19 protein-coding genes and 1 riboswitch are annotated in these 26,284 nt (G+C 74.2%); of the genes, 14 read left to right on the top strand and 5 right to left on the bottom strand.

The features are described 5' to 3' along the window. Positions 1 to 102: 102 nt before the first annotated feature. Positions 103 to 1,125 carry an alpha/beta hydrolase fold domain-containing protein gene (locus tag ABD234_RS15965; RefSeq protein WP_344358325.1) on the top strand — a complete coding sequence of 341 codons (1,023 nt, stop codon included), beginning with the start codon at positions 103 to 105 and terminating at the stop codon, positions 1,123 to 1,125. Positions 1,126 to 1,140: 15 nt separating this feature from the next. Here the strand turns inward: ABD234_RS15965 and thiE are convergent, their stop codons facing one another. Continuing rightward, positions 1,141 to 2,031: a thiamine phosphate synthase gene (gene thiE / locus ABD234_RS15960; RefSeq protein ID WP_344358322.1), complete on the bottom strand. Its 891-nt coding sequence runs from the start codon at positions 2,029 to 2,031 to the stop codon at positions 1,141 to 1,143. Positions 2,032 to 2,058: 27 nt separating this feature from the next. Next, positions 2,059 to 2,165, top strand: a riboswitch (TPP riboswitch). Between thiE and thiO the strand changes: the two genes are divergently transcribed. The 4 genes from thiO to ABD234_RS15940 all read left to right on the top strand — a co-directional run bounded on the left by thiO (position 2,161) and on the right by ABD234_RS15940 (position 5,592). Further along, positions 2,161 to 3,285, top strand: a complete 1,125-nt coding sequence (gene thiO, locus ABD234_RS15955) for a glycine oxidase ThiO (protein WP_051486471.1) — start codon at positions 2,161 to 2,163, stop codon at positions 3,283 to 3,285. (Overlaps the previous riboswitch by 5 nt.) After that, positions 3,282 to 3,521 carry a sulfur carrier protein ThiS gene (thiS, locus tag ABD234_RS15950; RefSeq protein ID WP_038370637.1) on the top strand — a complete coding sequence of 80 codons (240 nt, stop codon included), beginning with the start codon at positions 3,282 to 3,284 and terminating at the stop codon, positions 3,519 to 3,521. The genes thiO and thiS overlap by 4 nt, the downstream gene beginning before the upstream one ends. A gap of 137 nt (positions 3,522 to 3,658) precedes the next feature. Then, positions 3,659 to 4,408, top strand: coding sequence for a thiazole synthase (locus ABD234_RS15945; protein ID WP_425546800.1), 750 nt, complete (start codon positions 3,659 to 3,661; stop codon positions 4,406 to 4,408). Then, positions 4,405 to 5,592, top strand: coding sequence for a ThiF family adenylyltransferase (locus ABD234_RS15940; protein WP_344358315.1), 1,188 nt, complete (start codon positions 4,405 to 4,407; stop codon positions 5,590 to 5,592). Before ABD234_RS15945 ends, ABD234_RS15940 begins: the two co-directional genes overlap by 4 nt. Positions 5,593 to 5,683: 91 nt before the next feature. On the opposite strand, the gene ABD234_RS15935 is transcribed toward ABD234_RS15940, so the two are convergent. Genes ABD234_RS15935 through uxaC form a run of 3 tightly spaced genes read right to left on the bottom strand, consistent with a single transcriptional unit; the run spans position 5,684 to position 9,520 of the window. Next, positions 5,684 to 6,472 (bottom strand): nucleotidyltransferase domain-containing protein, encoded by a 789-nt coding sequence (locus tag ABD234_RS15935; RefSeq protein WP_344358312.1) that lies wholly within the window; start codon positions 6,470 to 6,472, stop codon positions 5,684 to 5,686. A 49-nt stretch (positions 6,473 to 6,521) separates the two neighbouring features. Further along, entirely contained in the window at positions 6,522 to 8,075 is a 1,554-nt protein-coding gene (locus ABD234_RS15930; RefSeq protein WP_344358309.1) for a UxaA family hydrolase, read from the bottom strand. Next, complete coding sequence (uxaC, locus tag ABD234_RS15925; protein ID WP_344358306.1) at positions 8,072 to 9,520, bottom strand: glucuronate isomerase; 1,449 nt, start codon at positions 9,518 to 9,520, stop codon at positions 8,072 to 8,074. The genes ABD234_RS15930 and uxaC overlap by 4 nt, the downstream gene beginning before the upstream one ends. A 186-nt stretch (positions 9,521 to 9,706) precedes the next feature. Between uxaC and ABD234_RS15920 the strand changes: the two genes are divergently transcribed. From ABD234_RS15920 to ABD234_RS15910, 3 genes are read left to right on the top strand one after another with little or no spacing between them, the layout of a single operon-like run. Further along, entirely contained in the window at positions 9,707 to 10,798 is a 1,092-nt protein-coding gene (locus ABD234_RS15920; RefSeq protein WP_344358302.1) for a LacI family DNA-binding transcriptional regulator, read from the top strand. Beyond that, on the top strand, positions 10,795 to 12,243 hold the full coding sequence (locus ABD234_RS15915) for a mannitol dehydrogenase family protein (RefSeq protein ID WP_344358300.1): 1,449 nt from the start codon (positions 10,795 to 10,797) through the stop codon (positions 12,241 to 12,243). Before ABD234_RS15920 ends, ABD234_RS15915 begins: the two co-directional genes overlap by 4 nt. Further along, complete coding sequence (locus ABD234_RS15910; RefSeq protein WP_344358297.1) at positions 12,225 to 14,786, top strand: glycosyl hydrolase; 2,562 nt, start codon at positions 12,225 to 12,227, stop codon at positions 14,784 to 14,786. Before ABD234_RS15915 ends, ABD234_RS15910 begins: the two co-directional genes overlap by 19 nt. A gap of 164 nt (positions 14,787 to 14,950) precedes the next feature. Here the strand turns inward: ABD234_RS15910 and ABD234_RS15905 are convergent, their stop codons facing one another. After that, positions 14,951 to 17,236: a family 78 glycoside hydrolase catalytic domain gene (locus tag ABD234_RS15905; protein ID WP_344358294.1), complete on the bottom strand. Its 2,286-nt coding sequence runs from the start codon at positions 17,234 to 17,236 to the stop codon at positions 14,951 to 14,953. Positions 17,237 to 17,726: 490 nt separating this feature from the next. Between ABD234_RS15905 and ABD234_RS15900 the strand changes: the two genes are divergently transcribed. The 6 genes from ABD234_RS15900 to ABD234_RS15875 all read left to right on the top strand — a co-directional run bounded on the left by ABD234_RS15900 (position 17,727) and on the right by ABD234_RS15875 (position 26,147). Further along, positions 17,727 to 19,016, top strand: coding sequence for an ABC transporter substrate-binding protein (locus ABD234_RS15900; protein WP_344358291.1), 1,290 nt, complete (start codon positions 17,727 to 17,729; stop codon positions 19,014 to 19,016). 4 nt (positions 19,017 to 19,020) lie between these two features. After that, entirely contained in the window at positions 19,021 to 19,944 is a 924-nt protein-coding gene (locus ABD234_RS15895; protein ID WP_344358288.1) for a carbohydrate ABC transporter permease, read from the top strand. Continuing rightward, positions 19,941 to 20,771, top strand: coding sequence for a carbohydrate ABC transporter permease (locus ABD234_RS15890; RefSeq protein WP_344358286.1), 831 nt, complete (start codon positions 19,941 to 19,943; stop codon positions 20,769 to 20,771). The genes ABD234_RS15895 and ABD234_RS15890 overlap by 4 nt, the downstream gene beginning before the upstream one ends. A gap of 97 nt (positions 20,772 to 20,868) precedes the next feature. Then, positions 20,869 to 22,188: an ABC transporter substrate-binding protein gene (locus ABD234_RS15885; RefSeq protein WP_344358284.1), complete on the top strand. Its 1,320-nt coding sequence runs from the start codon at positions 20,869 to 20,871 to the stop codon at positions 22,186 to 22,188. A gap of 74 nt (positions 22,189 to 22,262) precedes the next feature. Beyond that, positions 22,263 to 23,300 (top strand): LacI family DNA-binding transcriptional regulator, encoded by a 1,038-nt coding sequence (locus ABD234_RS15880; RefSeq protein WP_198025333.1) that lies wholly within the window; start codon positions 22,263 to 22,265, stop codon positions 23,298 to 23,300. Positions 23,301 to 23,393: 93 nt separating this feature from the next. After that, positions 23,394 to 26,147 carry a family 78 glycoside hydrolase catalytic domain gene (locus ABD234_RS15875; RefSeq protein ID WP_038370649.1) on the top strand — a complete coding sequence of 918 codons (2,754 nt, stop codon included), beginning with the start codon at positions 23,394 to 23,396 and terminating at the stop codon, positions 26,145 to 26,147. Positions 26,148 to 26,284: the final 137 nt, after the last annotated feature.

Below are 26,284 nucleotides of genomic sequence, written 5' to 3'. Positions count from 1 at the left end.
TGCCCTGCCCTGCCCTGCCCTGCCCCGGTCCGGCCGCGACTCTCCCTGACGCGGCCGGGCCCGTCCTGACCCCACCGCCCCCTCGACCCCGGGAGCCCTCTCATGTCCCCTGCCGCCGACGCCGCCTGGGCGCCGCAGCTCGCCGCCCGCGCCCACCTGCTCGAGGGCCTCGGCCCCGAGGACGCCCTGTCGCCCGAGGCCGAGGCCGCCTGGCGCGCGCCCTTCGGCGCGCCGGAGAGCTGGGACCTCGACATCGTCGACCGCGACCTGCCCGGACCGCACGGCCGGGTGCCGGTGCGGATCTACACCCCGCGCGCCTCCGGGGACGCGGTCGAGGCGGCCGATGCCGCCACCGCCCCCGCCCGCCCGGCGCTGGTGTGGATCCACGGCGGCGGCTTCCAGCACGGAGACCTCGACATGCCCGAGGCCCACGAGGTCTCCCGGGGCGTGGCCGGGCGCGCCGACGCCGTGGTCGTCTCCGTGTTCTACCGCCTGTGCGACGAGCCCTCGGGCAGGCCCGCCCCGAACCTCGACGGGGAGACGGGCATCCACGCGCCGATCCCGCTGGACGACGTGCACGCCGCCTTCACCTGGGTGCGCGAGCACGCCGCGGAGCTGGGGGCGGACCCGGCACGGATCGCCGTGGGCGGGGCGAGCGCCGGCGGCGACCTCGCCGCCTGCCTCAGCCTGCGCCTGGCCGACGAGGGCGCGCCGCCGTGGCAGTCCTTCCTCATGTACCCCGTCGCGCACATCGAGATGCCGGCCCCGGATGCGGAGGAGGCCGCGGCGCTGGCGGCCTGCGCCCCGCTGGGCGGGTTCCCCGCCGAGTCCGTCGCGGTGATGGGGGAGACCTACACCGGCCGTCCCCGCAGCGAGGCGACCGGCTACGAGTTCCCGGCCCTCGCGGCGCGGCACGACCATCTGCCGCCGACGCTGATCGACGTCGCCGAGTTCGACGGGCTGCGCCCCAGCGGTCGCGCCTATGCCCAGCAGCTCGAGGCCGCCGGGGTCGAGGTCGAGCTCGCGCTCAGCCGCGGCGTCCCGCACGGGCATCTCAACAAAGTGGGGCTGGCCGAGGCCCACGCCAGCATGGACCGCATGGCCCGCCGCCTGCGGGAGCGCTGAGCCCCGCAGTCCGGGTCAGGCCCCGGTGACGGCCGCGCGCAGCGCCCGGGCCGCGGCCTCCGGATCCTCGGCCTCGGTGACGGCGCGGACCACCACGATGCGGTCGGCGCCGGTGGAGAGCACCTCGGGCACCCGGTCCAGGTCCACGCCGCCGATCGCGAAGAACGGCGTCGGATGCGCGGCGGCGTCGCGGTGCTCGGCCGCGGCGCGCGGCAGCGCCAGGCCCACCGCGGCGCGGCCCGGCTTGGTGGGCGTCTCCCAGACGGGCCCCGTGCAGAAGTAGTCGATCCCCGGGTCGTCGTGCGCCTGCCGCATCTGCTCCTCGGTGCGCGTGGAGCGGCCGATGAGCACGTCGGGACCCACCAGGGATCGGGCATCGGCCGTGGTCAGGTCGCCCTGCCCGAGGTGGAGCACGTCGACGCCCGCGAGCACCGCGACATCGGCCCGGTCGTTGGCCGCCAGCAGCGCCCCGAAACGGTCCGCGATCGGGCGCAGGGCCCGCAGGGCCTCCACCTCGGCGCGCGCCTCCGCGGACTTGTCGCGCACCTGCAGGATGTCCACGCCGCCGCGGAAGGCGGCCTCGGCGAAGGCGAGCAGCTCCTCGAGGCCGCGCGAGAGGTCCACGCACACGTACAGCCGGGCGCGGGTCAGCCGGCCGCGACGCCGGGCGCCCTCCGGCGAGACCGCCCGTCGCCGGGCCGCCGCCGTCGCCGCCGCGCCGGACTGCGCCGTGCTCGCGCCGGGCTCCTCCGTCCCCGCGCCGGGCTCCTCCGTCCCCGCGCCGGGCTCCTCCGTCCCCGCGCCGGACTGCGCCGTGCTCGGGGCGGGCTCCTCCGTGCCCGGGGCGGGGGCGGGGACCCCCGGCATGTCCTGGGGCTCCGCGCCCGTCAGCTGGTCAGCACTCATGGTCATAGCGTCCCACAGGTACACTCGCGGACGTTCCGTGGGAGCCCGGAGGAACGGGCTGAGAGGGCGTCAGGCGCCGACCACTACGACTGGATGCGGGTCATGCCGCCGTCAGGAGGAATCGCACACGTGCATGTCGTCGTCATCGGCGCGGGGATCGTCGGTCTGCTCACCGCGCTCGAGCTGCGCCGTCGCGGCCACGAGGTCGAGGTCCGCTCCACCGGGGTGGCCGAGGGCGCCACCCACGCCGCCGCGGGCATGCTCGCCCCCGCCGCCGAGGTGCAGGTGGGTCAGGGGCCGCTGTGGGGGATCATGCGCGAGGCGGCCCTCGCCCATCGGCGCCTCGCCGCCCGGCTTCCCGAGCTGACGCGCGAGTTCTCCCGGCCGGCGACGGCGCGATCCGCCGGATACCGGGATGACCCGACCTTGGTGGTCGGTCGCGACCATGCCGACCTCGCGGCCCTGCACGACCTGGCCGTCCTGCAGCGCCGCGCCGGAGCCGAGGTGCAGGAGCTGCTGCCCCGCGAGGCGCGCCGCCTCGAGCCGGCGCTGGCCCGCGGCATCGCCGGCGCCGTGCGCATCGGCAGCGACCACCAGGTCGACCCGCGCACCCTGGCCCGCACCGTGGTCGCGGCCCTCGAGGCCCACGGGGTGCGCCTGCGCATCGGCGCCGTCCCGGGCCTGGACGCCGTCCCCGCCGACCGCATCGTCCTGGCCGCCGGGCTCGGGGCGCCGGCGATCGCGGGACCGCATCAGCAGCTCGACCTCGCGCTGCGTCCCGTGCGCGGCGACATCCTCCGCCTGCGCGTCCCCTCGTCCCTGCTCATGCCGGGGGAGGAGCATCTGCTGACCGGCACCGTCCGGGCGATCGTCCGCGGCCGTGCCGTGTACTGCGTGCCGCGCGACGGCGGCGGGATCGTCCTCGGCGCCACCAGCCGGGAGGACACGCTGCAGGGACCCTCGACCGGCGGGGTGCTGCAGCTGATCCAGGACAGCGCCGAGATCCTCCCCTCGATCCGCGAGACGGAGCTGGTCGAGGTCACCGCCCGCGACCGCCCCGGCACCCCCGACGACCTGCCGCTGCTGGGGCCCGTCCCCGGCCACGAGCAGGTGATCGTCTCCACCGGCTACCACCGCCACGGCATCCTGCTCTCGGCCTGGGCGGCCGAGCGCACCGCCGACATCATCGACGGCCGCGACGCGTCCCTGCCCGCGGCCGTCCGCCCCGAGCGCTTCACGAAGGAGCCCGCATGATCCCCGTGACCATCAACGGCGAGCCCGCCGAGGTCCCGGCCGGCTGGACCGTCCGCGACCTGGTCGCCGACCGCATCGGCCACCCCGTCGGCGAGGACGGCCGCGCCCTGGACGGCCGCGCGCTCGGCGTCGCCGTCGCGCTGGACGACACCGTCGTCCCCCGCAGCCGCTGGGCCGCCACGGCGCTCGCCGCCGACGCCCGCTGCGAATTCGTCACCGCCGTCCAAGGAGGCTGAGCATGACCACCACCGACACCCCCACCCCGGCGACCGCCGCCCCCGCCGCCGCGCCCTCGACCACCGCCCCCGCGCAGCCGGGAGCCGCCGCGGACCCGCTGGTCATCGCCGGGAGGACCATCGGATCCCGCCTCATCATGGGCACCGGCGGCGCCACCGACCTCGCCGCGCTCGAGCGGGCGCTGATCGCCTCCGGCACCGAGCTGACCACCGTCGCCATGCGCCGCTTCTCCGCCGATGCCGGCACCTCGGTGTTCGCCCTGCTGCAGCGCTTGGGCATCATGGCGCTGCCGAACACCGCCGGCTGCTACAGCACCCGCGACGCCGTCCTCACCGCAGAGCTCGCGCGGGAGGCCCTCGAGACCGACTGGGTCAAGCTCGAGGTCATCGCCGATGAGGACACCCTCCTGCCCGACGGCGTGCAGCTGCTCGAGGCGACGGAGGAGCTGGTGCGCCGCGGATTCACCGTGCTGCCGTACACCACCGACGACCCGGTCCTCGCCCGCCAGCTGGAGGAGGCGGGCGCCGCCGCGGTGATGCCGCTGGGCTCCCCGATCGGCACGGGGCTGGGGATTCTCAACCCGCACAACATCGCCCTGATCACCGCGCGCGCCGGGGTGCCGGTGGTGCTGGATGCCGGGATCGGCACCGCGAGCGAGGCCGCGCAGGCCATGGAGCTGGGCTGCTCCGCGGTGCTCGTCGCCAGCGCCGTCACCCGGGCGCAGGACCCGGAGGCGATGGCCCGTGCGATGGACCTCGCCGTCCGCGGCGGGCGCGAGGCCGCCCGCGCGGGGCGGATCCCGCGGCGGCAGCTGGCGCTGGCCTCCTCGAGCTTCGAGGGGATCATCGAGACCGCCGGCACGAGCCGCGAGGCGGAGTCCCTGTGAGCGCCGACGGAGCGGAGCTGCCGCCGCTGGTCGAGCCCGGCCCGGAGCTGACGCCCGAGCAGATCGCCCGCTACCGCCGCCAGATCACCCTCGCCCAGATCGGCACCCTGGGGCAGCGCCGCCTGCGCGCCGCCTCCGTGCTGGTCGTCGGCGCCGGAGGGCTCGGGTCGCCGGCGCTGCAGTACCTCGCCGGCGCCGGCATCGGCACCCTCGGGATCGTCGACGACGACCTCGTGGACGTCACCAACCTGCACCGGCAGGTCGTGCACGGGATGGACGCCCTCGGCCGGCCCAAGGCCGACTCCGCCGCCGCGGCCGTCGCCCGGATCAACCCCGAGGTGGCCGTGCGGATCCACCGCGAACGCGTGGGCCCGGACACCGTCGTGGAGCTGATGCGCGGCTACGACGTGGTGCTGGACGGCACCGACAACTTCGCCACCCGCTACGTCGTGGCCGATGCCAGCGAGATCACCGGCGTCCCCGTGGTCTGGGGCGCGATCCTGCGCGGGCACGGGCAGGTGAGCGTGTTCTGGCCCGGTCGCGGCGCCCACTACCGGGACGTGTTCCCCGAGCCGCCCGCCCCCGGCGAGGCGCCCTCCTGCGCCGAGGCCGGGGTGCTGGGGACCCTGCCGGGCCTGCTCGGCACCATCATGTCCACGCAGGTGATCCAGCTGATCACGGGGACGGGGTCGCCGCTGGTGGGCCGGCTGCTGCTGTGGGACGAGGCCACCAGCACCACCCGCACCCTGCGCATCGCCCCGGACCCGGAGAGGGCCCCCGCGACCCGGGTCGAGATCCCGGCCGCCGCCGATCCGTCCTGCCGGATCGGCGGTCCGTCGCCGGAGGAGACCCTGCAGGCCGCCCAGCTGCGGGAGCTGCTGGGCCGGGCCGATGCCGGGTCCGAGGGCGTCGTGCGCGGGGAGGTCACCCTGGTCGACGTGCGCGAGCCGTGGGAGTTCGCGGCCGGGGCGATCGACGGCGCGGTCAACGTCCCGCTGCAGCAGGTGCTCGACGGCGGCGCCGCGGCCCTGCCCCGCGGCGACGACGTGGTGCTGTACTGCCAGGGCGGGGTCCGCTCGGCGCGGGCCCTGGAGCGGCTGCGCCCGGACTGGGCCCTGCGCGAGGGACGCCTGCGCCACCTCGACGGCGGCTATCAGGCGTGGACGGCGCCGTCCGAAGGCTGAGGCGCGCGGCTGCTCAGCCGGGGAACGTTCCCGCGGGAACGTCTCCGACGCGGTGGCCGACGGATGCGCAGAGGTGGAGTGCGGCTGTTGGTTAGAAGTACTCCGCCGGCAGCGTCCCGCGCAGCCAGGCGAGCTCGTTGTCGCGGATGAACACCGACAGCGACTCGTCGACGCTCATCCCGCCCTCGGGGCCGAGCCACTCGTCGAGGATCTCCACCAGGCGGCCGGCGGTCCCGATGGACGGGCCGGCCAGGAGCCGGTCCCAGGCCTCGACGAACCCGTCGGGGCTCGGGACCTCCCGGACGAGGCGGTGGATGTACTTCGCCCCGGGCATCAGGCGGCGGTCCGCGGCGAGAGCGGCGCGCGCTGCGGCGAGGGCCAGGTGCGTGCCCGCATGCTGCAGCAGGAACGGGTCCCCGCGCTGCTCGGCCTGGCGCAGGAAGTAGCCGCCGTGCAGGTGGGCCTGCGCCAGATGCGAACGCACCCGGCCGGCCCAGGCGTCCTCGGACAGGCGGGGGATCGCGGCGACCAGTGCGGGGAGCTCCTCGCGGCGCGAGAAGGCGACCCGGGCGCCCAGGAACGAGGCGCGCGTGGGATCGTCCCCGGACGCCGCCGCCGTGCGCAGGTAGTCCGGGCTCGCCGCCTTCACGTCGACGTAGGAGCCCGGATAGTCCGCTCCCACCCGGTCGGTCCATGCCCAGCGGTCCTCGCGGCCCAGCTGCGCGAACCGCGCCGCGTCGACGATCAGATAGACGTCGACATCGGAGTCCTCGCGCTCGGTGCCGCGGGCCAGCGAGCCGACGAGCACCACGCCGAGGGTCGCCGGATCCTCGGCGACCTGCTCGACATAGGCCGCGAGGGCTCTCTCCTGGTGCTCCATGGATGCTGCTCCCGTCCTCGGGGCCCTGCGGCCCGCTGCGGAGGCACCGTCACATGACGGCGCCGATGTGCCAGGGGATGAACTCCTCGAGCCCGTAGCCCAGCTCCTCGCTCGCGGACTGCGTCCCGGAGGCGAGGTCGAGCAGGGCGTGGTAGATCTCCAGGCCCTTCTCCTCGATCGAGACGTCGTGCTCGACCATCTCGCCGGCGTCGATGTCCATGTCGTCACCCATCCGGCGGTACAGGTCCGAGTTCGTGGCGACCTTGAGGGTCGGCGCCGGACGGCTGCCCAGCGCGGAGCCGCGGCCCGTGGTGAAGCAGACGAGGTTCGCGCCCCCGGCGACCAGGCCCGTCACGGACACCGGGTCGTAGCCCGGGGTGTCCATGAAGCCGAACCCGCGGGTGTCGATCTTCTCCGCATAGCGGTACACCGCGGCCAGCGGTGCGTGACCGCCCTTGGCGACCGCGCCGAGGGACTTCTCGAGGATGGTCGTGATGCCGCCCTCCTTGTTGCCGGGGGAGGGGTTGTTGTCCATGCTCGCGCCGGTGGACTCGGTGTACTTCTCCCACCAGGCGATCACGTCCAGCAGATCCTGGGCCACCCGGGGGTCCGTGGCGCGCTCGACGAGGAGGTCCTCGGCGCCGTAGATCTCCGGGGTCTCCGCGAGGACGCTCGTGCCGCCCTGGGCGACGATGAGATCCGAGGCGTGGCCCAGCGCGGGGTTCGCGGTGATCCCCGACCAGCCGTCGCTGCCGCCGCAGTTCAGGCCCAGCACCAGCTCGGAGACGGGGACCTCCTCGCGCCGCACATCGGCGACCCGGGGGAGCATGGCCTCGATGGCCTCGATGCCCTTGGCGATGGTGGCGCGGGTGCCGCCGGAGTCCTGGATGGTCATCCGCACCAGGGGCAGGTCGCGCGCGGGCCGATGCGGCCCGGTCTCGAACTCCGCGAACAGCTGCTCCATCTGGTTGACCTCGCAGCCCAGGCCGATCGCGAGCACGCCGCCCACGTTGGGGTGGTCCGCGTAGCCGAGGATCGTGCGGCGCAGGATGTCCATGCCCTCGCCGCTGGGGGCCATCCCGCAGCCGAGGTCGTGGGCCAGCGGCAGCACGCCGTCGACCGTGTCCGGCAGGATGCCGGCCCGCTCGACGCGGTCGGCGATCGCCTTGACGACGGTCGCCGAGCAGTTCACGGAGGCGACGATCGCGATGTGGTTGCGGGTGGCCACGCGGCCGTCCTCCCGCCGGATCCCGAGGAACGTGCGGCGCTCGGGCAGCTCCGGCGGGGTCCAGGAGCCGGTGGAGCCGGCCTGGGCGGCGCTGGTGGCGGCGTGCGCGGAGAAGGTGAGGTTGTGGGAGTGGACGTGGTCGCCCGGGGCGATGGGCGCCGTCGCGGTGCCGATCACGTGGCCGTACTTCTCCACGGGCTCGCCGTTCGCGCGCGCGAGGACGGCGACCTTGTGCCCGCGCGGGACGTCGGTGGCGACGTTGAGGTCCTGGCCGTCCACGGCGAGCTGCTCGCCCGCGGCGATGTCGCGCAGGGCGATCGCGACGTGGTCCCCGGCGTGCAGCAGCCGCAGCGCGGCGGCCGGCGTGCCGGTCATGCCGGCACCGGCTTCGGGTAGGACAGCCGGGGCAGGCGGTAGGCCAGGTCGACGGCGGTCTCGATCGCCTCGTCCTCCTCGAGGCGGTGCTCGGCGACCAGCCGCGCCAGGTATCCGGCGTCGACGCGGCGCGCGAGGTCGTGGCGGGCCGGGATCGAGGCGTAGGCGCGGGTGTCGTCGACGAAGCCGGACATGTTCGCGAAGCCCGCGGTCTCGGTGACCAGCTCGCGGAAGCGGCGCATGCCGTCCGGGGAGTCGAGGAACCACCACGGCGCGCCGAGGCGCACCGAGGGGTAGGCGCCGGCCAGCGGCGCCAGCTCGCGCGAGTAGACGGTCTCGTCGATGGTGAAGAGGATGACGCGGAAGCGCGGGTCCAGCCCGTGGCGCTCGAGCATCGGCCGCACGGCGCGGGCGTACTCCGCGCCGATCGGGATGTCGTAGCCCTTGTCCTGGCCGTGCCGCTCGAACACCTGCGTCGAGTGGTCGCGCAGCACCCCCGGGTGGATCTGCATGACCAGGCCGTCCTCGCAGGACATCCCCGCCATCTCCAGGAGCATGTGGGCGGAGAAGGCCCGGGCCTCCGCGGCGGTCGGCGTCTCGCCGCCCAGCACGCGGGAGTACAGGGAGGCGGCATCGGCCGGATCCATCGGATGCGTGTCGGCGTAGAGGTGGCCGTGGTCGGTCGCGCGGGCGCCCGCCGCGACGAAGGCGGCACGGCGCTCCCGCAGCGCGTCGAGGTAGCCGGCGTAGCTGCTCGTGTCGGTGCCGGAGACCTCCGCCAGCGTCGCGATTTCCTCGCGCCACGTCGGGCGCTCCAGCTGCAGGACCCCGTCGGGGCGGAAGGTCGGCACGACGCGCTCGCCGAGGCCGTCCTCGGCGATCCGGCCGTGGACGGAGAGGTCCGAGGAGGCCGGGTCGGTGGTGGAGATGATCTCGATGTTGAAGCGGTCCAGTAGGGCGCGCGGCCGGAAGGACGGGTCCGCCACGCACTCGGAGATGCGGTCGTAGAGGCGATCGGCGCTCTCGGCGCTGGGCCGCTCCGTGACGCCGAAGACCTCGACCAGCTCGTGCTCGAGCCAGTAGCGCGAGGGCGTGCCGCGGTACAGGTGCCAGTTCTCGCAGAAGGTCCGGAAGATCTTCCGGGAGTCGGTCTCCACCGGGCCGCCGTCCCGGCGCGGGACGCCCAGGGACTCGAGGGGGATGCCCTGCGAGGCCATCATGCGGGTGACGTAGTGGTCGGGGACGATGAGCAGCTGGGCCGGGTCGGCGAAGGGCTCGTCGTCGGCGAAGACGGAGGCCTCGACGTGCCCGTGCATGCACACCAGCGGGAGGGAGGCGGTCTGCTCGTAGATCCGCACGGCGATGTCGCGCAGGCCCGGCTCGGCGGGCAGGGCACGATGGGGGTGGAGGGTCCAGTCCGCGGTCGCGGGGCGGGACGAGGTCATGCCATCTCCTTCGACGGGGCGGTGTCCGTGCCGGAGCGGACGCGGGCACGAGACGGTGCGTAAACGGTTGCACATTCCCGGCCCGTCGCGCAAGATGGAGGCGGTGCAAACGTTTGCGGATCCCGTCCGGGACCCGGCGATGCACCGGATGACGCATCCGCGCGAGCGAGCCGACGAGGAGGTCCCATGGCGACGACGCTGCGAGACGTGGCCGCCCGCGCCGGGGTGTCGGTCGCGACCGCCTCGCGGGCCCTGCAGGGGTCCGAGCGCATCGGCGAGGCCACCCGGGAACGGGTCCGGGCGGCCGCGGCGGCGCTGGCCTACACCCCCAACCGCACCGCCCGGGCGCTGAGCACGGGGCGCACGGCGACCCTGGGCCTCATCGTCCCGGACCTGCTGAACCCGTTCTTCCCGGCCGTGGTCAAGGGCGCCCAGGCCCGCGCCCGCGAGCTCGGTCTGCAGCTGCTGCTGGCCGACACCGACGAGTCCCCCGCCGAGGAGCTCCCGCTGGTGCGCACCCTCGCCCCGCAGGTCGACGGCGTGATCCTCTGCTCGAGCCGGATGGACGAGGACGAGCTCGGCCAGGCCGCCTCGCTCACCCGCACGGTGCTGGTCAACCGCGAGCACGGGCACCTGCCGTCGGTCGTGCTCGACCCGGGGCCCGGCGTCGAGGCCGCCCTGCGGCATCTCCACGCCCTCGGCCACACCCGGATCGGCTACGTGGGCGGCCCGGCGACCTCCAGCTCCGACGACCGGCGCCGCCGCAGCCTCGCGGAGCTGGCCCCGCGGATCGGCCTCGAGGTCGTCCCGCTGGGAGCGCGGAAGCCCGATGCCGCCGGCGGCGCCGCGGCCGCCGAGGAGCTGCTGGCCCTCCGGCTCGGCGCCGCGATCGTCTACAACGACCTGATGGCGCTGGGGCTGATGGACCGCCTGCGCACCTTCGGGCTGGACGTCCCGAGGGACGTCAGCGTCATCGGCTGGGACGACATCGAGTTCTCCGCGATGGCCCGGCCCGCCCTGTCCACGGTGCGCATGCCCCGCCGCGAGGCCGGGCGCACGGCGGTGGACCTGCTGGGCGAGATCATCGCCGGCGGCACCGGCGGGGCGATCCGCCTGGGGACCGAGCTGGTCCTGCGCGCCAGCACCTCCCGTGCCCCCCTCCGCATCGACGAGGCCCGCCCCGACGGCGAGCTGCGCATCTCCCTCCCCGATCCCGAGCGAGGGACCTCCTCGCCCGAGAGCCCCCTCCCCGAGCTCCAGGAGCACACGAGCCCATGACCCGACTGGACCGCACCTCCCTGCCGACCCTCACTCCGCGGGAGGACCTCGTCCTGCCCTCGCACCTGCCGGCCGACGGCGCGCCCTCCGGGATCGTCCACTTCGGCATCGGCGCCTTCCACCGCGCCCACCAGGCGGTCATCACGCAGGCGGCGATGGAGGACACCGGCGACGACTCGTGGTGGATCACCGGCGTCACGCAGCGCTCGGACTCCGTGCGCCGCCAGCTCGCCCCCCAGGACGGCCTCTACACGGTCCTGGAGAAGTCGCCCGCCGGGGCGAAGGCCCAGGTCATCAGCGCCGTCCGGGAGGTGATCTTCCCCGCCGAGCAGCAGGACCGGCTGGATGCGCTGCTGGCGGACCCGGCCCTGCGGATCATCACCCTCACCGTCACCGAGAAGGGCTACCGGCGCCGCGCGGACGGCCGCCTGGACCTGTCCGACCCGCTGGTGGCCGCCGACATCGCCGGGGGAGCAGGAGCCGCGCCGGCCTCCGCCGTCGGGCGGCTGGCCCGCGGCCTGCAGGGGCGCGCCCGCGCCGGCGGCGCCCCGATCACCGTCGTGTGCTGCGACAACCTCACCGCCAACGGCGAAGTCCTGGAACGCCTGGTGCGCGACTTCGCCGAGGCCCTCCCCGCAGCCGAGGCCGAGGAGCTCACCGCCTTCCTGGACGCCCACGTCCGCTTCCCGTCCACGATGGTCGACCGGATCGTCCCCGCCACCACCGACGCCGACCGCACCGAGGGCCGCGCCATCCTGGGCCTGGAGGACGCCGGCCTCGTCGTCGCCGAACCCTTCCTGCAGTGGGTCGTCGAGGACTCCTTCGCCGGGGAGCGGCCCGCCTGGGAGCAGGGCGGCGCCCAGCTCACCGCGGACGTGGCGCCCTTCGAGCTGATGAAGCTGCGCACCCTCAACGGAGCCCACTCGACCCTCGCCTATCTCGGCGCGCTGCGCGGCCACGAGACCATCGCCGAGTCCGTCGCGGACCCGCAGGTGCTGCAGGCCGCCCGCGACCTCATCGCGCAGGACGTCATCCCCACGCTCACCGCGCCCGACGGCACCGACCTCGTCGCCTACGGGGAGACCGTGCTCGAGCGCTTCGCGAACCCGGCGCTCGCGCACCGCACCGTGCAGATCGCCATGGACGGCTCCCAGAAGCTGCCGCTGCGGCTGCTCGGCACGATCCGCGACCGTCGCACCGCGGGCGCCGAGCCGCTGGCCGCCGCCCGCGGCGTCGCCGCCTGGATGGCCTACGTGGCCTCCGACCTCCCCCTGGACGACCCGATCGCGGACCGTCTCGCGCAGCTGGCCCGAGGCCGCACCGACGCCGGGGCGATCGTCGAGAACCTCCTCGGGGTCCGCGAGGTGTTCGGCGAGGACCTCCCCGCGGACGCCTGGCTGCGCGGGGTGCTGCGGGACGAGGTGGCATGCCTGCTCGCGCGGTGACCCTCGCCCAGGCCCGGGCCGGCCTCGCGGACCCGGACCCCTCCGCGCGGCCGATGATGCGCTGGTGGTGGTTCGGGCCCGAGGTCGAGCACGCCGAGATCGACCGCGAGCTGCGGGCCATGGCCGCGGCCGGGATCGGCGGCGCCGAGGTCGCCTTCGTCTACCCGCTGCGGGAGACGACCACCCCCTTCCTCTCGCCGGCCCATCGCGAGGCCCTCGCCCATGCGGCCCGCACCGCCCGGGAGCTGGGGCTGCGTTTCGACGTGACCCTCGGCAGCGGCTGGTCCTACGGCGGCGGGCACATCGGCCCCGAGCATGCCGCGCGCCGGCTGCACTGGGAGCGCCGGGACATCGGCCTCGAGAGCCTCGCCGTGCCGCTGGACGGGGGCTGGCCCGGGGACGAGCTGGTGGCCGCCTACCTCGGGGAGGGCGCCGACGCCGCCGACTGGCAGCTGCTGCCCCGCACCGGCGGCACGCTCACCATCCCGCCGGGCCGCGGGCCGCGCCGCGTCCTGCTGGCCTGGTCGCGCCCCACGGGCCAGCAGGTCAAGCGGGCCGCCGCGGGAGCCGAGGGGCCCGTGCTGGACCACTTCAGCGCCGCGGCGACCCGCCGTCACCTCGACGTCGTCGGGACGGCGCTGCTGGACGCCGTCCCCGCAGAGCTCATCGGATCCGTGTTCAGCGACAGCCTCGAGGTGTACGGCGCCGACTGGACGCCGCGCCTGCCCGAGGAGTTCCGGCGGCGCCGCGGCTACGACCTCCTCCCGGTGCTGCCGCTGGTCCTGGACGGCGCACGGATCACCGGCGAGGGCGCGGACGTCGACCCGGCCCGCCTGCGCATCGACCTCGGCCGCACGCGCAGCGAGCTCGTCGAGGACGGCTTCGTGGCCACCTGCCAGGAATGGGCCCGCGAGCACGGGGTCCGCTTCCGCCTGCAGGGCTACGGCGAGCCGCCCATCGAGCTGAGCACCAACCGGCTCGTCGACCTCATCGAGGGCGAGGGGGTGGGCTGGAAGGGCCTCCCGCAGACCCGGTGGGCCACCTCCGCCGCCCACCTCGACGGGCGGGACGTCGTCTCCACCGAGATCTGGACCTGGGTGCACTCGCCGTCCTTCCGGGCGACTCCGCTGGACCTCAAGGGCGAGGCGCACGAGCACCTGCTGCTCGGCTCGACCCACTTCGTCGGCCACGGCTGGCCGTACTCGCCGCCCGACGCCCCCGGCCTCGGCTGGGTGTTCTACGCCGCCGGCGCCCTGGACGACCGCAACCCCTGGTGGCCGGCGATGCCGGAGCTGACCCGGTACCTCACGGGCCTGTGCTGGCTGCTGCGCCAGGGCCGCGGCGTCGCCGACGTGAAGATCTACGTCCCGGCCGACGACGTGCGCGTCGAGAACCCGGGGCCGCTGGACCTGTGGCGCGCCGTCGCCGCCCGCATCGGACCGGACATCCCCGCTGCGATCCGCGAGAACGGCTACGACCTCGACCTCGTCGACGACCGCGCCCTGGAGACCCTCGACCCCGCCGAGGTCCCGATCCTCGTCCTTCCCGGCACCCGCCGCCTTCCGGCGGGCACCGCGCACCGGATCGCGGCGATCCGCGCCGCCGGCGGCGCCGTCCTGGCGGTCGCGGCCTCCGGCACGACACCGCCGGCCGGCCCCGCCGAGGGCCCGCAGCCGATGGCAGAGCTCGCGACCGCACACGTCCCGGAGGGCGGCCTCGCCGCCGCCCTGCGCGCGGCGCTCGCCCCGGACCTCGCCCTCGACGGCGACGGAGGGGAGATCGGCGTCGTCCACCGCCGCCTGGAGGACGGCGACGTCTACTTCGTCGCCAACACCGGCCCCCGCACGCGCACCCTTTCGCTGCGGCCGCGCGACGAGCACGCCGCCTACGAGGCCTGGGACCCGGCCACCGGGCACCGGCGCCCCGTCGACCTGAGCGCCGTGGAGCTGCACCCCTACGCAGCGATCGTGCTGGCCGGCGCCGATGCCGTGGAGAACGCCGCGGCGAGGGCCGAGACCCTCGCCGCGGCCCGCCCGGACACCGACGACACGGCGCCCGCCGCGCACCGGAGAGAGCGGGTCGGCCTGCGCCTCACCGAGGTCGCCGAGCACGTCCACGAGGCAGCTCTCGAGATCGACCCGGCCTGGCTGCGGCCCGGGGCGGGCGTCGTCCTGGACCTGGGCCCCTGCACGCCCGCGCCCGCCCCCGCGGATGCCCACGGCTACCGCGCCGAGGTCCACGGGCCCGTGCGCGAGATCGCCGTCGTCCGCCTGGACGGGGTCCAGGTCGGGGTGCTGTGGGACGCTCCCTTCCGCCTCGATCTCACCGAGCATCTGCGCGCGGGCACCAGCACCCTGCGTCTGGAGGTCCACGGGACGGCGGCCGCGGCGCTCGCCGCCGACCCGCACCTCGACGAGACGGTCGCCGGCGCGCGGCGCGCCTCCGGGGACCGCTTCACGCTGCAGGACCTCGACCGCGCCCTCGACGAGCACGCGGTGGGTCTGCGGGAGTCCCCGGTGCTGGAGGTGCGCCTCCCGGTCTGACCCGGCATGCCGCCCCTGCCGCGGGCATCGGGATCACCGCGGCCGCCGGACTCACTGCGGCCGCCGAGATCGGCCGACGCCGGCGTCCCGGGCACACCCGCCGCCGCCGGACATGCCGCGGGCCCCGCCCCTCGGGATCGAGGAGCAGGGCCCGTGGCGGCCGATCAGAACTCGTGCGTCCCCGCGCCGACCTCGTGCGTGGTGCCGTCGGGCAGGACGACCGTCGCGCTCGCGCCCTCGGGGATGGCCACCTCGAGCTGGAACGGGCCGTCGACGGTGCGCCAGGCCACCTCGATGCGCCCGACGGCCGACTCGTAGGCGCCGCGCGCCCAGTCGAGGCCCGGCCCCGGGGTGGGCTGGACGAGGATCTGCGAGTAGCCCGGGGCGGCGGGGCGGATCCCGAGGACCACCTGGTAGATCCAGTCGGCCACCGCGCCGAGGGCGTAGTGGTTGAAGCTCGTCATCTCGCCGGGGTTGATGGATCCGTCCTCGAGCATGGAGTCCCAGCGCTCCCAGATCGTCGTCGCCCCCATGGAGACGGGGTAGAGCCAGGACGGGTTCCCCTCCTCCAGCAGCAGGCGGTACGCATCCTCGACATGCCCCGTCTCCGATAGCGCCCAGGTGACGAAGGGGGTGCCCGCGAAACCGGTGGAGACCCGGTAGCCGGCCGCGCGCACGACCTCGCTGAGCCGTGCCGCGGACTTCTCGCGCAGCTCCTCGGGGAGGATGTCGAAGGCGATGGCCAGGGAGTACACCGTCGCGCAGTCGGAGAGAACCGTGCCGTCCTCGGAGACGTACGCGGACAGGAACGCCTCGCGGGTGCGGTCGGCCAGCTGCTGCCAGCGCTGAGCATCGGCCGGCTCACCGATGAGCTCCGCGGTGCGGGCCGCGAAGCGGGCGGAGCGGATCAGGCAGGCGGTGGCGACCACGCCCTTGTCGGCCTTCGCATCGGCCGGCGCATGCGGGGACGCATCGGGGTCCAGCCAGTCGCCGAACTGGAACCCGGTGTCCCACAGTCCCGTGGGGGAGAGGGCCTTCTCGACCGACTCCAGGTGCAGCACCATGCCGGGGTACTGCTCGCGCAGCTGGTCGAGGTCGCCGTACGCGGTCCACAGCGCCTCGGCCACCCAGACGGCGGCATCGCCCCAGACGGCGGTCGCTCCCTTCCAGGCCTCCGCCGCCTCGACATCCGAGCCGGGATCGAAGGCGGCGTACTTGAGGATGTCGGGGATGACGAAGGGGACGTAGCCCTCGGGGTTCAGGCGGGTCTCGGCCGCCAGGTCGATCAGCCAGGTGTGCAGGAACGACTTCACGTCGAACTGGAAGGCGGAGGTCGCGGCGTAGGCGGCGATGTCCCCGGTCCAGCCCAGGCGCTCGTCGCGCTGCGGGCAGTCGGTGGGCACCGCGAGGAAGTTGCCGCGCTGGGACCACACGGAGTTGGAGACCAGCTGGTTCACGCCGGCGTGGGAGGACTCGAACCATCCGGTGCGGGGGATGTCGGAGTGCACGACCACGGCCTCGATCGCGCCGGGGTCCAGCTCCCCGGGCCAGCCGGTGATCTCGGCGTAGCGGAAGCCGTGGAAGGTGAAGGTCGGCTCGAAGGTCTCCCCGTCGGCGTCGCCGGCCAGCACGATCGTGTCGGTGGCGGCGGCTCCGCGCAGCGGGCGCGTGCCCAGCTCCTCGTGCTCGAGCACCTCGGCGTGGCGCAGCGTGATCTCGGTGCCGGCGGGCCCGGTGACCGTCAGCCGCAGCCACCCCACCAGGTTCTGGCCGAAGTCGACCAGGGTCCTGCCCGAGGGGGAGGTCCAGATCTTCTCGGGGGCGCGGGCCTCGTGGCGCAGGATCAGCGGGGAGGACTGCTCGATGAGCGTGCCCCGGTCGATGTCGCCGACGGCGGCGGGCACCGGCGCCGGGGCCTCGCGGCGGCGGTCCTCGCGCTGGCCGCCGTAGATGCTCGCGGACTCGATCGCGGTGGTGGTCGCTCCCCAGGTCTCGTCGGTCGTCACGGTCTGCGTGCTGCCGTCGCGATAGGTGATGACCAGGGCGCCGAGGAAGGCGGTGGAGTCCCCGTAGTTGGCCTGGGCGCCGGCGAAGCCGAAGTCGCCGCGCCACCAGCCTCCGGCGAGGACGACCCCCACCTCCAGCCGGTCGCCCGCGGCGCGCACCAGCGCGGTCACGTCGAAGCGCTGGACCTGCAGCCGCGTCTCGTAGACGGTCCACCCCGGGCTCAGGACTGCCTCGCTCACGGGCGTCCCGTCGATGCTCGCCTCGTAGACGCCGTGCGCGGTCGCGAGCAGCTCGGCGCTCTCGACCTGGTCGGCCGGGGAGTCCAGCTCGACGGTGCGCAGGAAGGCATGCACGTCGGTGACGGCGCGGGGGAGGGATTCCGGCGCGCAGATGGCGGTCGCGGAGTCCAGGACGGAGAGAGCGGGGGCGGGGGTCGTGGTCATGGAGAGCACCTCTGGTTCGGTGATGGTCGAGGGATGGTGCGGGAGCCGCGACGGCGGCGTCGCGGCGGGAGGCGTCGGCGGGAGCCGGGCACGGATGCGCCGGCGGGGCGGTCCCGGGTGCGGCGGCGGATCGAGCCGCCGGGTGTCAGGGCGTGAAACGAATCAACCGGAAGCTAGCACGCCGTTGCGGAGGGCGACAAGCGTGCCGGTGAAGCCCTCGGGGCCTCGCCCGGGCCCTGGCAGGTGCGCGGCCCGGGGCCGGCGATCCCGGGCCGCGCCCGCGGCGCGCCCGCCTGGCCTGCCGGTAAGCGTTTCCCCAGGCAGTCCCGGGATTTCGGGAGGTCACGAAGCGGTGTCACGTCGTTGACAGCCGCCGCACCCGGGCCTACTCTCGTCATGCTTGGAGCGTTTCAACGACGTTCCTCCCTCAGTCCCTCCGACCCGGACGGGACGCGACCCGACAACGAAGTGGGGACGACCGACCATGTTCATGAACCGACGCTCTTTCCTCGGCGCGAGCGCCGCGGCAACCTCCGTCATCGCGATCACCGGCTGCAGCCGCGGCGGTGGCGGCGGCGGAGGGGTCACCTTCCTGATCGACAACGATCCCAGCGCCGTGGCCGGGGCGGAGGCGCTCACCGAGGCGTTCAACTCCTCGCAGGAGGAGTACACCTTCTCCGTCGACACGCGACCCGGCGGCACCGAGGGCGACAACCTCGTCAAGACCCGCCTGTCCACGCAGGACATGCCGGACGTCTTCGTCTACAACTCGGGCTCCCTGTTCCAGGCCATCCGCCCCACCCAGAACCTCACGGACCTCTCCGACCAGCCGTGGGTCACCCGTCTGCAGGAGAGCTTCGTGCCGGCCGTCTCCGCGGAGGACGCGGTGTACGGCGCGCCCTACGGCGGCGCCTCCGCCGGCGGCATCATGTACCACCGCCCCACCTACGAGAAGCTGGGCCTGGAGATCCCGCGGACCTGGGACGACTTCATCGCCAACTGCCAGGCCGCCCACGCCGAGGGCGTCACCGGCATCATCCAGAGCTTCGGCGACACCTGGACCTCGCAGCTGCTGGTGCTCGGCGACTTCCACAACGTCGCGGCCAACAACCCCGACTTCGCCGAGCAGTACACGGCCCACCAGATCGGCTTCGCGACCGACCCCAACGCCCTGCGCGGCTTCGAGCACACCGCCGAGGTGTGCAGCTCCGACTTCATCAACGAGGACTACGTCTCGGCCACGTACCAGCAGGCCATCGGGTACGTCGCCGCCGGCGAGGGCGCCCACTACCCGATCCTCTCCAGCGCCGTCGCGGAGATCGCCGCGAGCACCCCCGACCTCGTCGAGGACCTCGGGTTCTTCGCCATCCCGGGCGAGGACGCCGCGAAGAACGGCCTGACCATCTGGCTGCCCAGCGGGATGTACGTCCCCGCCTTCGCGGAGAACCCCGACGCCGCCCTGGCCTTCATCGAGTTCGTGACCTCCCAGGAGGGCCTGGACATCCTCGCCGCGGAGGCCCCGCCGACCGGCCCCTACATGGTCACCGACGTCGACCTGCCCGCCGAGGTCCCCACCGCGACCAAGGACCTGCAGGTCTACTTCGACACCGAGGGCGCCACCACCCCCGCGCTCGAGTTCCTCTCCCCGATCAAGGGGCCGAACCTCGAGAACATCCTCATCGAGCTGGGCACCGGCTCCATCGATGCGAAGACCGCCGCCCAGAACTACGACAAGGACGTCGAGAAGCAGGCCCAGCAGCTGGGCCTGGAGGGCTGGTGATCCGATGGCGACGACAGCCGCCCCGGCCGCGCTCACGGCCGCATCGCCGCCGCGGCACCGGGCTCGCAGCTACCTGCACCGCAGCTACCCGCTGTGGTACTACCTGCCCGCCGCGGTGCTCTTCCTCGTGTTCTTCGTGGTGCCGACCTTCGCGTCGTTCTTCTTCAGCCTGACGCGCTGGTCGCTGTTCGACTGGGAGTTCATCGGCCTGAAGAACTACGCGCAGTTCCTCAGCGAGCCGCAGATGATCGGCTCCCTGCGCAACACGGTCGTGTACGCCTTCCTCACCAGCGGGGCGAAGGTCGTGCTCGGCATGGCGCTGGGCCTGCTGCTGACCTCGCAGATCCGGGCCCGCGGCCTGCTGCGCTCGATGGTGTTCTTCCCCGTGCTGGTCTCGACCATCGGCGTCGGCATCATGTTCACGACGATGATGCATCCGACCGAGGGGCTCATCAACAGCGCCCTGTCGATCGTGGGGATCGAGGGCCCGAAGTGGCTCGCGAACCCCCAGCTCGCGCTGATCTCGGTGGCGCTGGTGGACATCTGGAAGGGCGTGGGCCTGGCCACGGTCATCTACATGGCCGGCATCACCGCGATCCCGGTCGAGTACTACGAGGCCGCGAAGGTCGACGGCTCCAGCGCCGCCAGCTCATTCTGGCACATCACCCTGCCGCTGGCGCGGCCGGCGACGTTCACGGTGATCACGCTGTCGCTGATCGGCGGCCTGCGGTCCTTCGACCTCATCTGGGCGATGACCAAGGGCGGCCCGGGATTCGCCTCCGACGTCCTCGCGTCCGTCGTCTACAAGCAGTACCAGGCCGGGTTCTACGGGCTCTCCACCGCCGGGAACGTGGTCATGTTCATCGTGGTCATGGCGATCGTGCTGCCGCTGAACTACTTCATGCGCAAGGCGGAGGTCGAGCAATGAGGCATCGGGTCCGTGTCAACGTCGTCAGCGCGCTGACCTTCCTCGTCTTCTTCGTGGTCTTCGTCGTGCCGTTCGCGCTGGTGATCAACAATGCGGTGAAGGACCGGCAGGAATCGGCGAAGCTCGACCTGTCGATGCCCACCTCCTTCCATCTGCTGGAGAACCTGCAGGAGGTGTTCGCGGCCCGGGACTACATGCTCGTCACCGCGATGATCAACTCGACGATCCTCACCGTGACCTCGGTGGCGGCGATGGTCGTGGTCGCCGCGATGGTCGGGTTCGTCCTCCAGCGCCGCAGCAGCCGGGTGAACGGGCTGGTCAACGCCATGGTGCTGATGGGGCTGATCGTGCCGCCGGCCGTGGTGCCGACGATCTGGGTGCTGCAGAGCCTGGGGCTGTTCAAGACCCTCCCCGGCCTGATCCTCATCGAGATCACCTACGGGCTCGCGTTCTGCGTCCTGCTGTTCCGCGCGTTCGTCAGCACCGTCCCGCGGGAGCTGGACGAGGCCGCGATCATCGACGGCTGCGGGCCGCTGCGCCTGTTCTTCCAGGTGATCCTGCCGCTGCTGAAGCCGACCGTGGTGACCGTGATCGTGGTGCAGTCGGTGGCCGTGTTCAACGACTTCGTCCACCCGCTGTACTTCCTGCCCGGCGACGAGAACGCGACCGTGCAGCTGACGCTGTACAACTTCCTGAGCCAGTACTCCACGCAGTGGAACCTGCTGTTCATGGACATCCTGCTCATCACCATCCCGCCGCTGCTGGTCTTCCTGTTCTTCAACCGCCAGATCGTCGCCGGCATGACCTCGGGCGCGGTCAAGGGTTGATCGAGGCGGCGGGTGCCCGGGCGGACGGTCCTCTTGCACGTTTCAAAACGCTGTGACTAGGCTCGAAGCGCCGCACCCGCCGTTCGAAGGAGAACAGATGCCGGCCCATCCCCGCCCCCTGACCGCCTCCCGACTCCCGCGCCGCGCTGCCCTCGCGGTTCCGCCCGCCCTGCTCGCCCTCTCCGCCTGCGGGCCGAACCGGTCCGGAGGCGGCGACGGCGAGGGCGGCGACGGCTCCCTCCGCTTCGCGTGGTGGGGCAACGAGAAGCGCGATGCGCTCACGAACCAGGCCCTCGAGCTGTACCTCGAGCAGCACGACGGCGTGAGCGTCTCGGCCGAGCCCACCGACTGGGGCGGCTACTGGGACCGGCTCGCCACCCAGATCGCCGGCGGCGACATCCCCGACATCATCCAGATGGACGAGGGGTATCTGGCCGAGTACGCCAGCCGCGACGTGCTGCTGGACCTCTCGAGAACGGACCTGGAGACATCGGCCTTCGACCCGGCGGCGCTGGATGCCGGCACGGTCGACGGCGGACTGTTCGCGATCAACGCGGGGATCAACACCCCCGTGCTGCTGGCGAACCCGGCCGTGTTCGAGGTGGCCGGCGTGGAGATGCCCGACGACTCCACCTGGACCTGGGACGACCTCGTCGACCTCGCCTCCCGCATCACGGAGGGCACCGAGGACGGCACCTACGGCGTGCAGCAGATCGGCATCCAGGGCGATCCGCCGCTGAGCGTCTACCTGCGCCAGCTCGGCGCCGAGAGGTTCTCCGACGAGGGGATCGGCTTCACCGCCGAGCACCTCCAGCAGTGGATGGAGCTCGCCCTGCGCCTGCAGGACACCGGCGCCGCCCCGCCGGCGGACGTCGCCGTCGAGGAGTCCGGGCAGACGGTCGACCAGTCGCTCTTCGCGGTGGGCCGGTGCGCCCTGCAGTCGCAGTGGTCGAACCAGATCGTCACCCTCGACGGGCCGCTGGACGGGACCGTCGTCCCCCTGCGGATGCCGTCGATGACCGGCTCGGCGGCCGATGCCCAGCTCTGGTACAAGGCCTCGATGTACTTCTCCGTCTCGGCGAGCTCCTCGAACCAGGATGCCGCCGTGGCCCTCGTGGACTGGCTGGTCAACTCTCCCGATGCCGGGAGGATCCTGCTGGCCGAGCGCGGCGTGCCCGCCAACCTCGACGTGCGGGAGGCGATCGCGGGGGAGCTCGGGGCCTCCGATGCGAAGGCGGCGGACTTCATCGCGGCCATCGCCGAGGAGCTGGGCGACCCGCCGCACATCACCCCGCCGGGCGGCAGCGCCGTCGGCGATGCGGTGCAGCGCGCGATGGAGGACGTCGTCTTCGGCCGCGCGGACCCGGCGACCGCGAGCGCGGCCGCGGTCGCCGAGGCCGAGGCGGCCCTGGGCTGAGCGGAGCCGCCGCGGAGCGCCGCCCGGGCCGATAGGCTCCAGGCAACCCTGACCAGCGAAGGAGCATGCCCGACATGGCAAGCATCAAGGACGTGGCCCGCGCCGCCGGCGTGTCCATCGGCACGGTCTCCAACGTCCTGAACCGGCCCGACATCGTCTCCCCGGCCCGGCGCTCGGCCGTGGAGGCGGCGATCGCGGAGCTCGGCTACGTGCGCAACGACGCGGCCCGGCAGCTGAAGGCGGGCCGCTCCCAGACCGTCGGGTGCATCGTCCTGGACATCTCCAACCCGTTCTACGCCCAGCTCGCCGCCGGCGCGGAGATGGCGGCGGAGTCCTCCGGTATCGGCGTGCTCACCGGGAACTCGGGCCATCGCGTCGAGCGGGAGCGCCTGCAGCTGTCGCTGTTCGAGGAGCAGCGCGTGCGGGGCATCCTGCTGGCCTCCCGCGGCGGGACCGAGGACCTGGTGCGCGCCATCCATGATCGCGGCACCCCGATCATCCTCATGGAGACCGACGAGCACGAGGACTCCTTCTGCTCCGTCTCCACCGACGACCGCGCAGGGGGCCGCATGGCCGTCGCGCACCTGCTGCAGACGGGCCGGCGGCGCATCGCCGTGGTCGCCGCGAAGCTCGAGCTGCGCCAGGTCGAGGCCCGCATCGCCGGGGCCCGGGCCGCGGTGGACGCCGTCGAGGGCGCGAGCCTGGAGATCATCGAGGCCGATGACCTCACCGTCCTCGCCGGCCGGGCGGCCGGCTCCGCGATCGCCGCCCGCCCAGCGCGGAAGCGGCCCGACGGCGTGTTCTGCGTCAACGACCTCGTCGCCGCCGGCGTGATGCAGGCCTTCGCCTTCGAGGACCGCATCCGCATGCCCGAGGATGTCGCGCTGATCGGCTACGACGACATCGCCTTCTCGCGCAGCACCATCGTCCCGCTCAGCTCCGTCGCCCAGGCCGCCGAGATGATGGGCCGCACCGCCTACGCCCTGCTCGAGGAGGAGGTCGCCTACGGCGACGAGCACGTGCACCGCCACGTGACCTTCCGCCCCGAGCTCGTGGTGCGCCGCTCCACCGACCCGGAGGCGAAGGACCCGATGGAGACCGACGGGCGCTGACCCCACCGCACGCCGCGCCGGCCGCCCGACGGCCGAGCCGCGGCCCGCACCCCACCGGACCAGCCCGAACCCCACCGGACCAGGAGGTCCCCCATGCCCGTCGCCGCCGACGCCGGCCCGTCCGCCGATCCCTCCCTCGGGCATCTCGCCGAGGCCGCCGCGATCTGGGCCCCCGCGGCTCCGGTCCCCTGGAGGGACGTGGTGCTCGAGGCGACCGTGCGCCGCGACGCGATCCGCCAGGACGGCGCGCGGCCCGTGGTCGGAGCCGGCATGGACACCGACGGCGCCCGCCGGTTCCAGCTGCTGGTGCGCGCGGCCGATGCCGGCACCGCGTACGTCGCGACCGTCGACCCCGAGGCCGGCCGGGCGAGCCTCGTCCTGCTGCAGGCCGGCGTCGAGACGCCGCTGGCCACGGGGGAGTGGCCGCTCGAGGACCGCGCCGAGGAGACCGTCCGCCTCGCCGCCCGCGGCGACCGCCTCACCCTCGAGGTCGGCGGGACGGTGATCCTCGAGGCGCGCGACGGGACGCTCGCGCACGGGGCCGTGGGCATCGGCTGCCCGGGCCGCGCCCGCGCCCAGATCCTGCGGTTCTGCGCCCGCGACGGCGAGGGCGCCCTGCTGGCCGGGGACGGCACCCCCTGGGACCGCCCTGCCAGCGGGGAGCGCGACGAGGACGGGGTGCTCCACCTCGCCGAGCGCTCCCGCGGCCTGCTGCCGCCGCAGGCCCAGTGGGCCTTCCTGCGCCGCGGGTTCGACCTCCCCGCCGATCAGGCGGTCCGCTCGGCGACGGTGCGCCTGGCCGCCGCATCGGCCGAGCCGGCCCGGCAGTTCGTGGCGCGGGTGCGCCTGAACGGCCAGGAGCTGGGCCTCGGTCCCGTGCGCGCCATCGCGCAGGAGCATCGGGTCGAGGTGCTCGATGCCGCCGCGGCCGTGCGCCCGGGGGCCAACGCCCTCGGCATCATCGCCTGCACCAGCGCCGACCAGCGCGTCCAGCTCGAGCTGGAGGTCGTCCTCTCGGGCGGCGCGGTGCACCGGATCCTCACCGACGGCAGCTGGCGCGCCCTCGCCGGGGACGCCGCCTACCCGCCGGCCGGCAGCATCGGCACCGGCTACTTCTCGGCCCCGCGCGAGCATCTGCGGGCGCCCGCGTACCCGCACGGCTTCGACCTGCCCGGCTTCGACGACTCCGCCTGGGACGCCCCCGTCCTGCGGCCCTCCCTGGCCCCGCTGGCGGTGAACCCGGCCCGTCCCGTGCGCGCCGTGATGCATCGGCCCATCTCCTCGCGGCGGCTCGCCGACGGCACGCTCGCCCTGGACCTGGGCGGGACGGTCGTCGGCGGCCTCGCCCTCGAGGGCGTGCCGGAGGCCTGCGACCTCACCCTGCGCTTCGGGGAGATGCTCGACGCCGACGGCCGGGTGCGCTCGCGCCTGTCCACCGGCAACCACTACGAGGACCGCTGGGAGCTCACCGGGCGGCAGGGCCCCGTCGCCACCTGGGGATGGAGGGTGTTCCGCTATGCCGAGATCAGCGGGCTGCCCGAGGGCTTCGACGCCTCCGGGATCCGCGCCCTCGGCCACGAGCTGCCCCTGGGGGAGCTGAGCACCTACACCGCGAGCGACCCGGCGCTGCAGCGGATCCTCGACCTGTGCACCCGGACCATGGTGCAGAACAACGGGAACCTGCTGGTGGACTCGTGGAGCCGCGAGCGCGAGCCCTACGAGGCCGACGCCTACCTCCAGGCCCGCGCGAACGCCGCCCTGAGCACGGACGAGCCCTTCGCCGGCTACGCGCTGGACTACCTGCTGCGCCGCCGCACCTGGCCCACCGAATGGCCGTTCTACCTGGTGCTCCTGGCCTGGCACCACTACCTGCGCTTCGGGGACCGCGAGGCGCTCGCGCGCCGCCGCGACCAGCTGGCGCAGCTGCTGCCCCTGGCATGGATCGACCCCGCGACCGGGCTGGTGCGGAAGCGGCACGGCAGCGACGGCTCGAGCAGCCGGATCGACCACGACATCGTCGACTGGCCCCCGTCCGAGCGGGACGGCTACCTCTTCGGTCCGGTGAACACCGTGGTCAACGCCGTCGCCCTCGGGGCGATCGACGCGATGGCGCGGATCGACGCCGCGCTGGAGCACCCCGGGGCCCGGCGCCACGCCGAGACCGCCGATGCCCTCCGCGCCGCCATCGGCGCGCACCTGTGGGACGAGGCGCAGGGCACCTACCACGACGGCCTCGACGCCGACGGCGCGCCCCTTCCCCATGCCGGCTCCCACGCCGGGGCCTTCGCCGTGTCCATGGGCGCGGCCGACGCCGAGCGCACCCGCCGCACGGCCGACTTCCTGGCCCGGCGCGGCATGCGGGTGAGCGTGTACGCGGCGCCCTACCTGCTGGACGCCCTGATCCTGGGCGGCCGGGCCGATGCGGCGCACGCCCTCCTCGTCGGGACGGGAGAGCGATCCTGGACGGCGATGCTCGAGGCGGGCGCCGGCGCGACCATGGAGGCCTGGAGCGAGCGGCTCAAGCCCAACGTCAGCTGCGCCCACCCCTGGGCGGCCTCCCCGCTGTTCCTCGTGGCCGAGTCCTTCCTCGGCCTGACGGCCCTGGTCCCCGGCTGCTCCGAGGTCGCCCTCGTCCCGCAGCTGCCCGCCGCGATGGGGGAGATCCGCGCCCGCATGATGCTGCCGCCGGGCTGCCTGGAGGTCCTCGCCCGCACCGACGCGGAGGGTCTCACGCAGCTCGCCGTGACGGTCCCGGAGGGCATGACCTGCCGGGTCGGCGAGGGGGCCGGCGCCCCCGTGCTCGGCCCCGGCCGGCACACGGCCTCCGTGCCCGGCCCGCCGCAATGATCCCGCCCGGCTCCCGGCGGTGATCCCGTCCGGCCCGCCGCAGGGACCGCACCTGGCGGCGCGGTGACCCCGTCCCGTCCACGGCGGGCGTTGCCGGGGCGGGCGGACACGGAAGGCGCTCTGAGGTCCTCGAGCCA

Origin of the sequence: Brachybacterium phenoliresistens (genome assembly GCF_039530785.1) — a bacterium.
Taxonomy (GTDB): domain Bacteria; phylum Actinomycetota; class Actinomycetes; order Actinomycetales; family Dermabacteraceae; genus Brachybacterium; species Brachybacterium phenoliresistens.
Note: the sequence above shows the minus strand (reverse complement) of the source record. Positions and strands in the feature narration are given on the sequence as shown.

Excerpts from the sequence above, each read along its gene's own strand:
- ABD234_RS15965 (WP_344358325.1), top strand. The coding sequence starts at position 103 with ATGTCCCCTGCCGCCGACGCCGCCTGGGCGCCGCAGCTCGCCGCCCGC.
- thiE (WP_344358322.1), bottom strand. The coding sequence starts at position 2,031 with ATGAGTGCTGACCAGCTGACGGGCGCGGAGCCCCAGGACATGCCGGGG.
- thiS (WP_038370637.1), top strand. The coding sequence starts at position 3,282 with ATGATCCCCGTGACCATCAACGGCGAGCCCGCCGAGGTCCCGGCCGGC.
- ABD234_RS15945 (WP_425546800.1), top strand. The coding sequence starts at position 3,659 with ATGGGCACCGGCGGCGCCACCGACCTCGCCGCGCTCGAGCGGGCGCTG.
- ABD234_RS15935 (WP_344358312.1), bottom strand. The coding sequence starts at position 6,472 with ATGGAGCACCAGGAGAGAGCCCTCGCGGCCTATGTCGAGCAGGTCGCC.
- ABD234_RS15930 (WP_344358309.1), bottom strand. The coding sequence starts at position 8,075 with ATGACCGGCACGCCGGCCGCCGCGCTGCGGCTGCTGCACGCCGGGGAC.
- uxaC (WP_344358306.1), bottom strand. The coding sequence starts at position 9,520 with ATGACCTCGTCCCGCCCCGCGACCGCGGACTGGACCCTCCACCCCCAT.
- ABD234_RS15920 (WP_344358302.1), top strand. The coding sequence starts at position 9,707 with ATGGCGACGACGCTGCGAGACGTGGCCGCCCGCGCCGGGGTGTCGGTC.
- ABD234_RS15915 (WP_344358300.1), top strand. The coding sequence starts at position 10,795 with ATGACCCGACTGGACCGCACCTCCCTGCCGACCCTCACTCCGCGGGAG.
- ABD234_RS15910 (WP_344358297.1), top strand. The coding sequence starts at position 12,225 with ATGCCTGCTCGCGCGGTGACCCTCGCCCAGGCCCGGGCCGGCCTCGCG.
- ABD234_RS15905 (WP_344358294.1), bottom strand. The coding sequence starts at position 17,236 with ATGACCACGACCCCCGCCCCCGCTCTCTCCGTCCTGGACTCCGCGACC.
- ABD234_RS15900 (WP_344358291.1), top strand. The coding sequence starts at position 17,727 with ATGAACCGACGCTCTTTCCTCGGCGCGAGCGCCGCGGCAACCTCCGTC.
- ABD234_RS15895 (WP_344358288.1), top strand. The coding sequence starts at position 19,021 with ATGGCGACGACAGCCGCCCCGGCCGCGCTCACGGCCGCATCGCCGCCG.
- ABD234_RS15890 (WP_344358286.1), top strand. The coding sequence starts at position 19,941 with ATGAGGCATCGGGTCCGTGTCAACGTCGTCAGCGCGCTGACCTTCCTC.
- ABD234_RS15885 (WP_344358284.1), top strand. The coding sequence starts at position 20,869 with ATGCCGGCCCATCCCCGCCCCCTGACCGCCTCCCGACTCCCGCGCCGC.
- ABD234_RS15880 (WP_198025333.1), top strand. The coding sequence starts at position 22,263 with ATGGCAAGCATCAAGGACGTGGCCCGCGCCGCCGGCGTGTCCATCGGC.
- ABD234_RS15875 (WP_038370649.1), top strand. The coding sequence starts at position 23,394 with ATGCCCGTCGCCGCCGACGCCGGCCCGTCCGCCGATCCCTCCCTCGGG.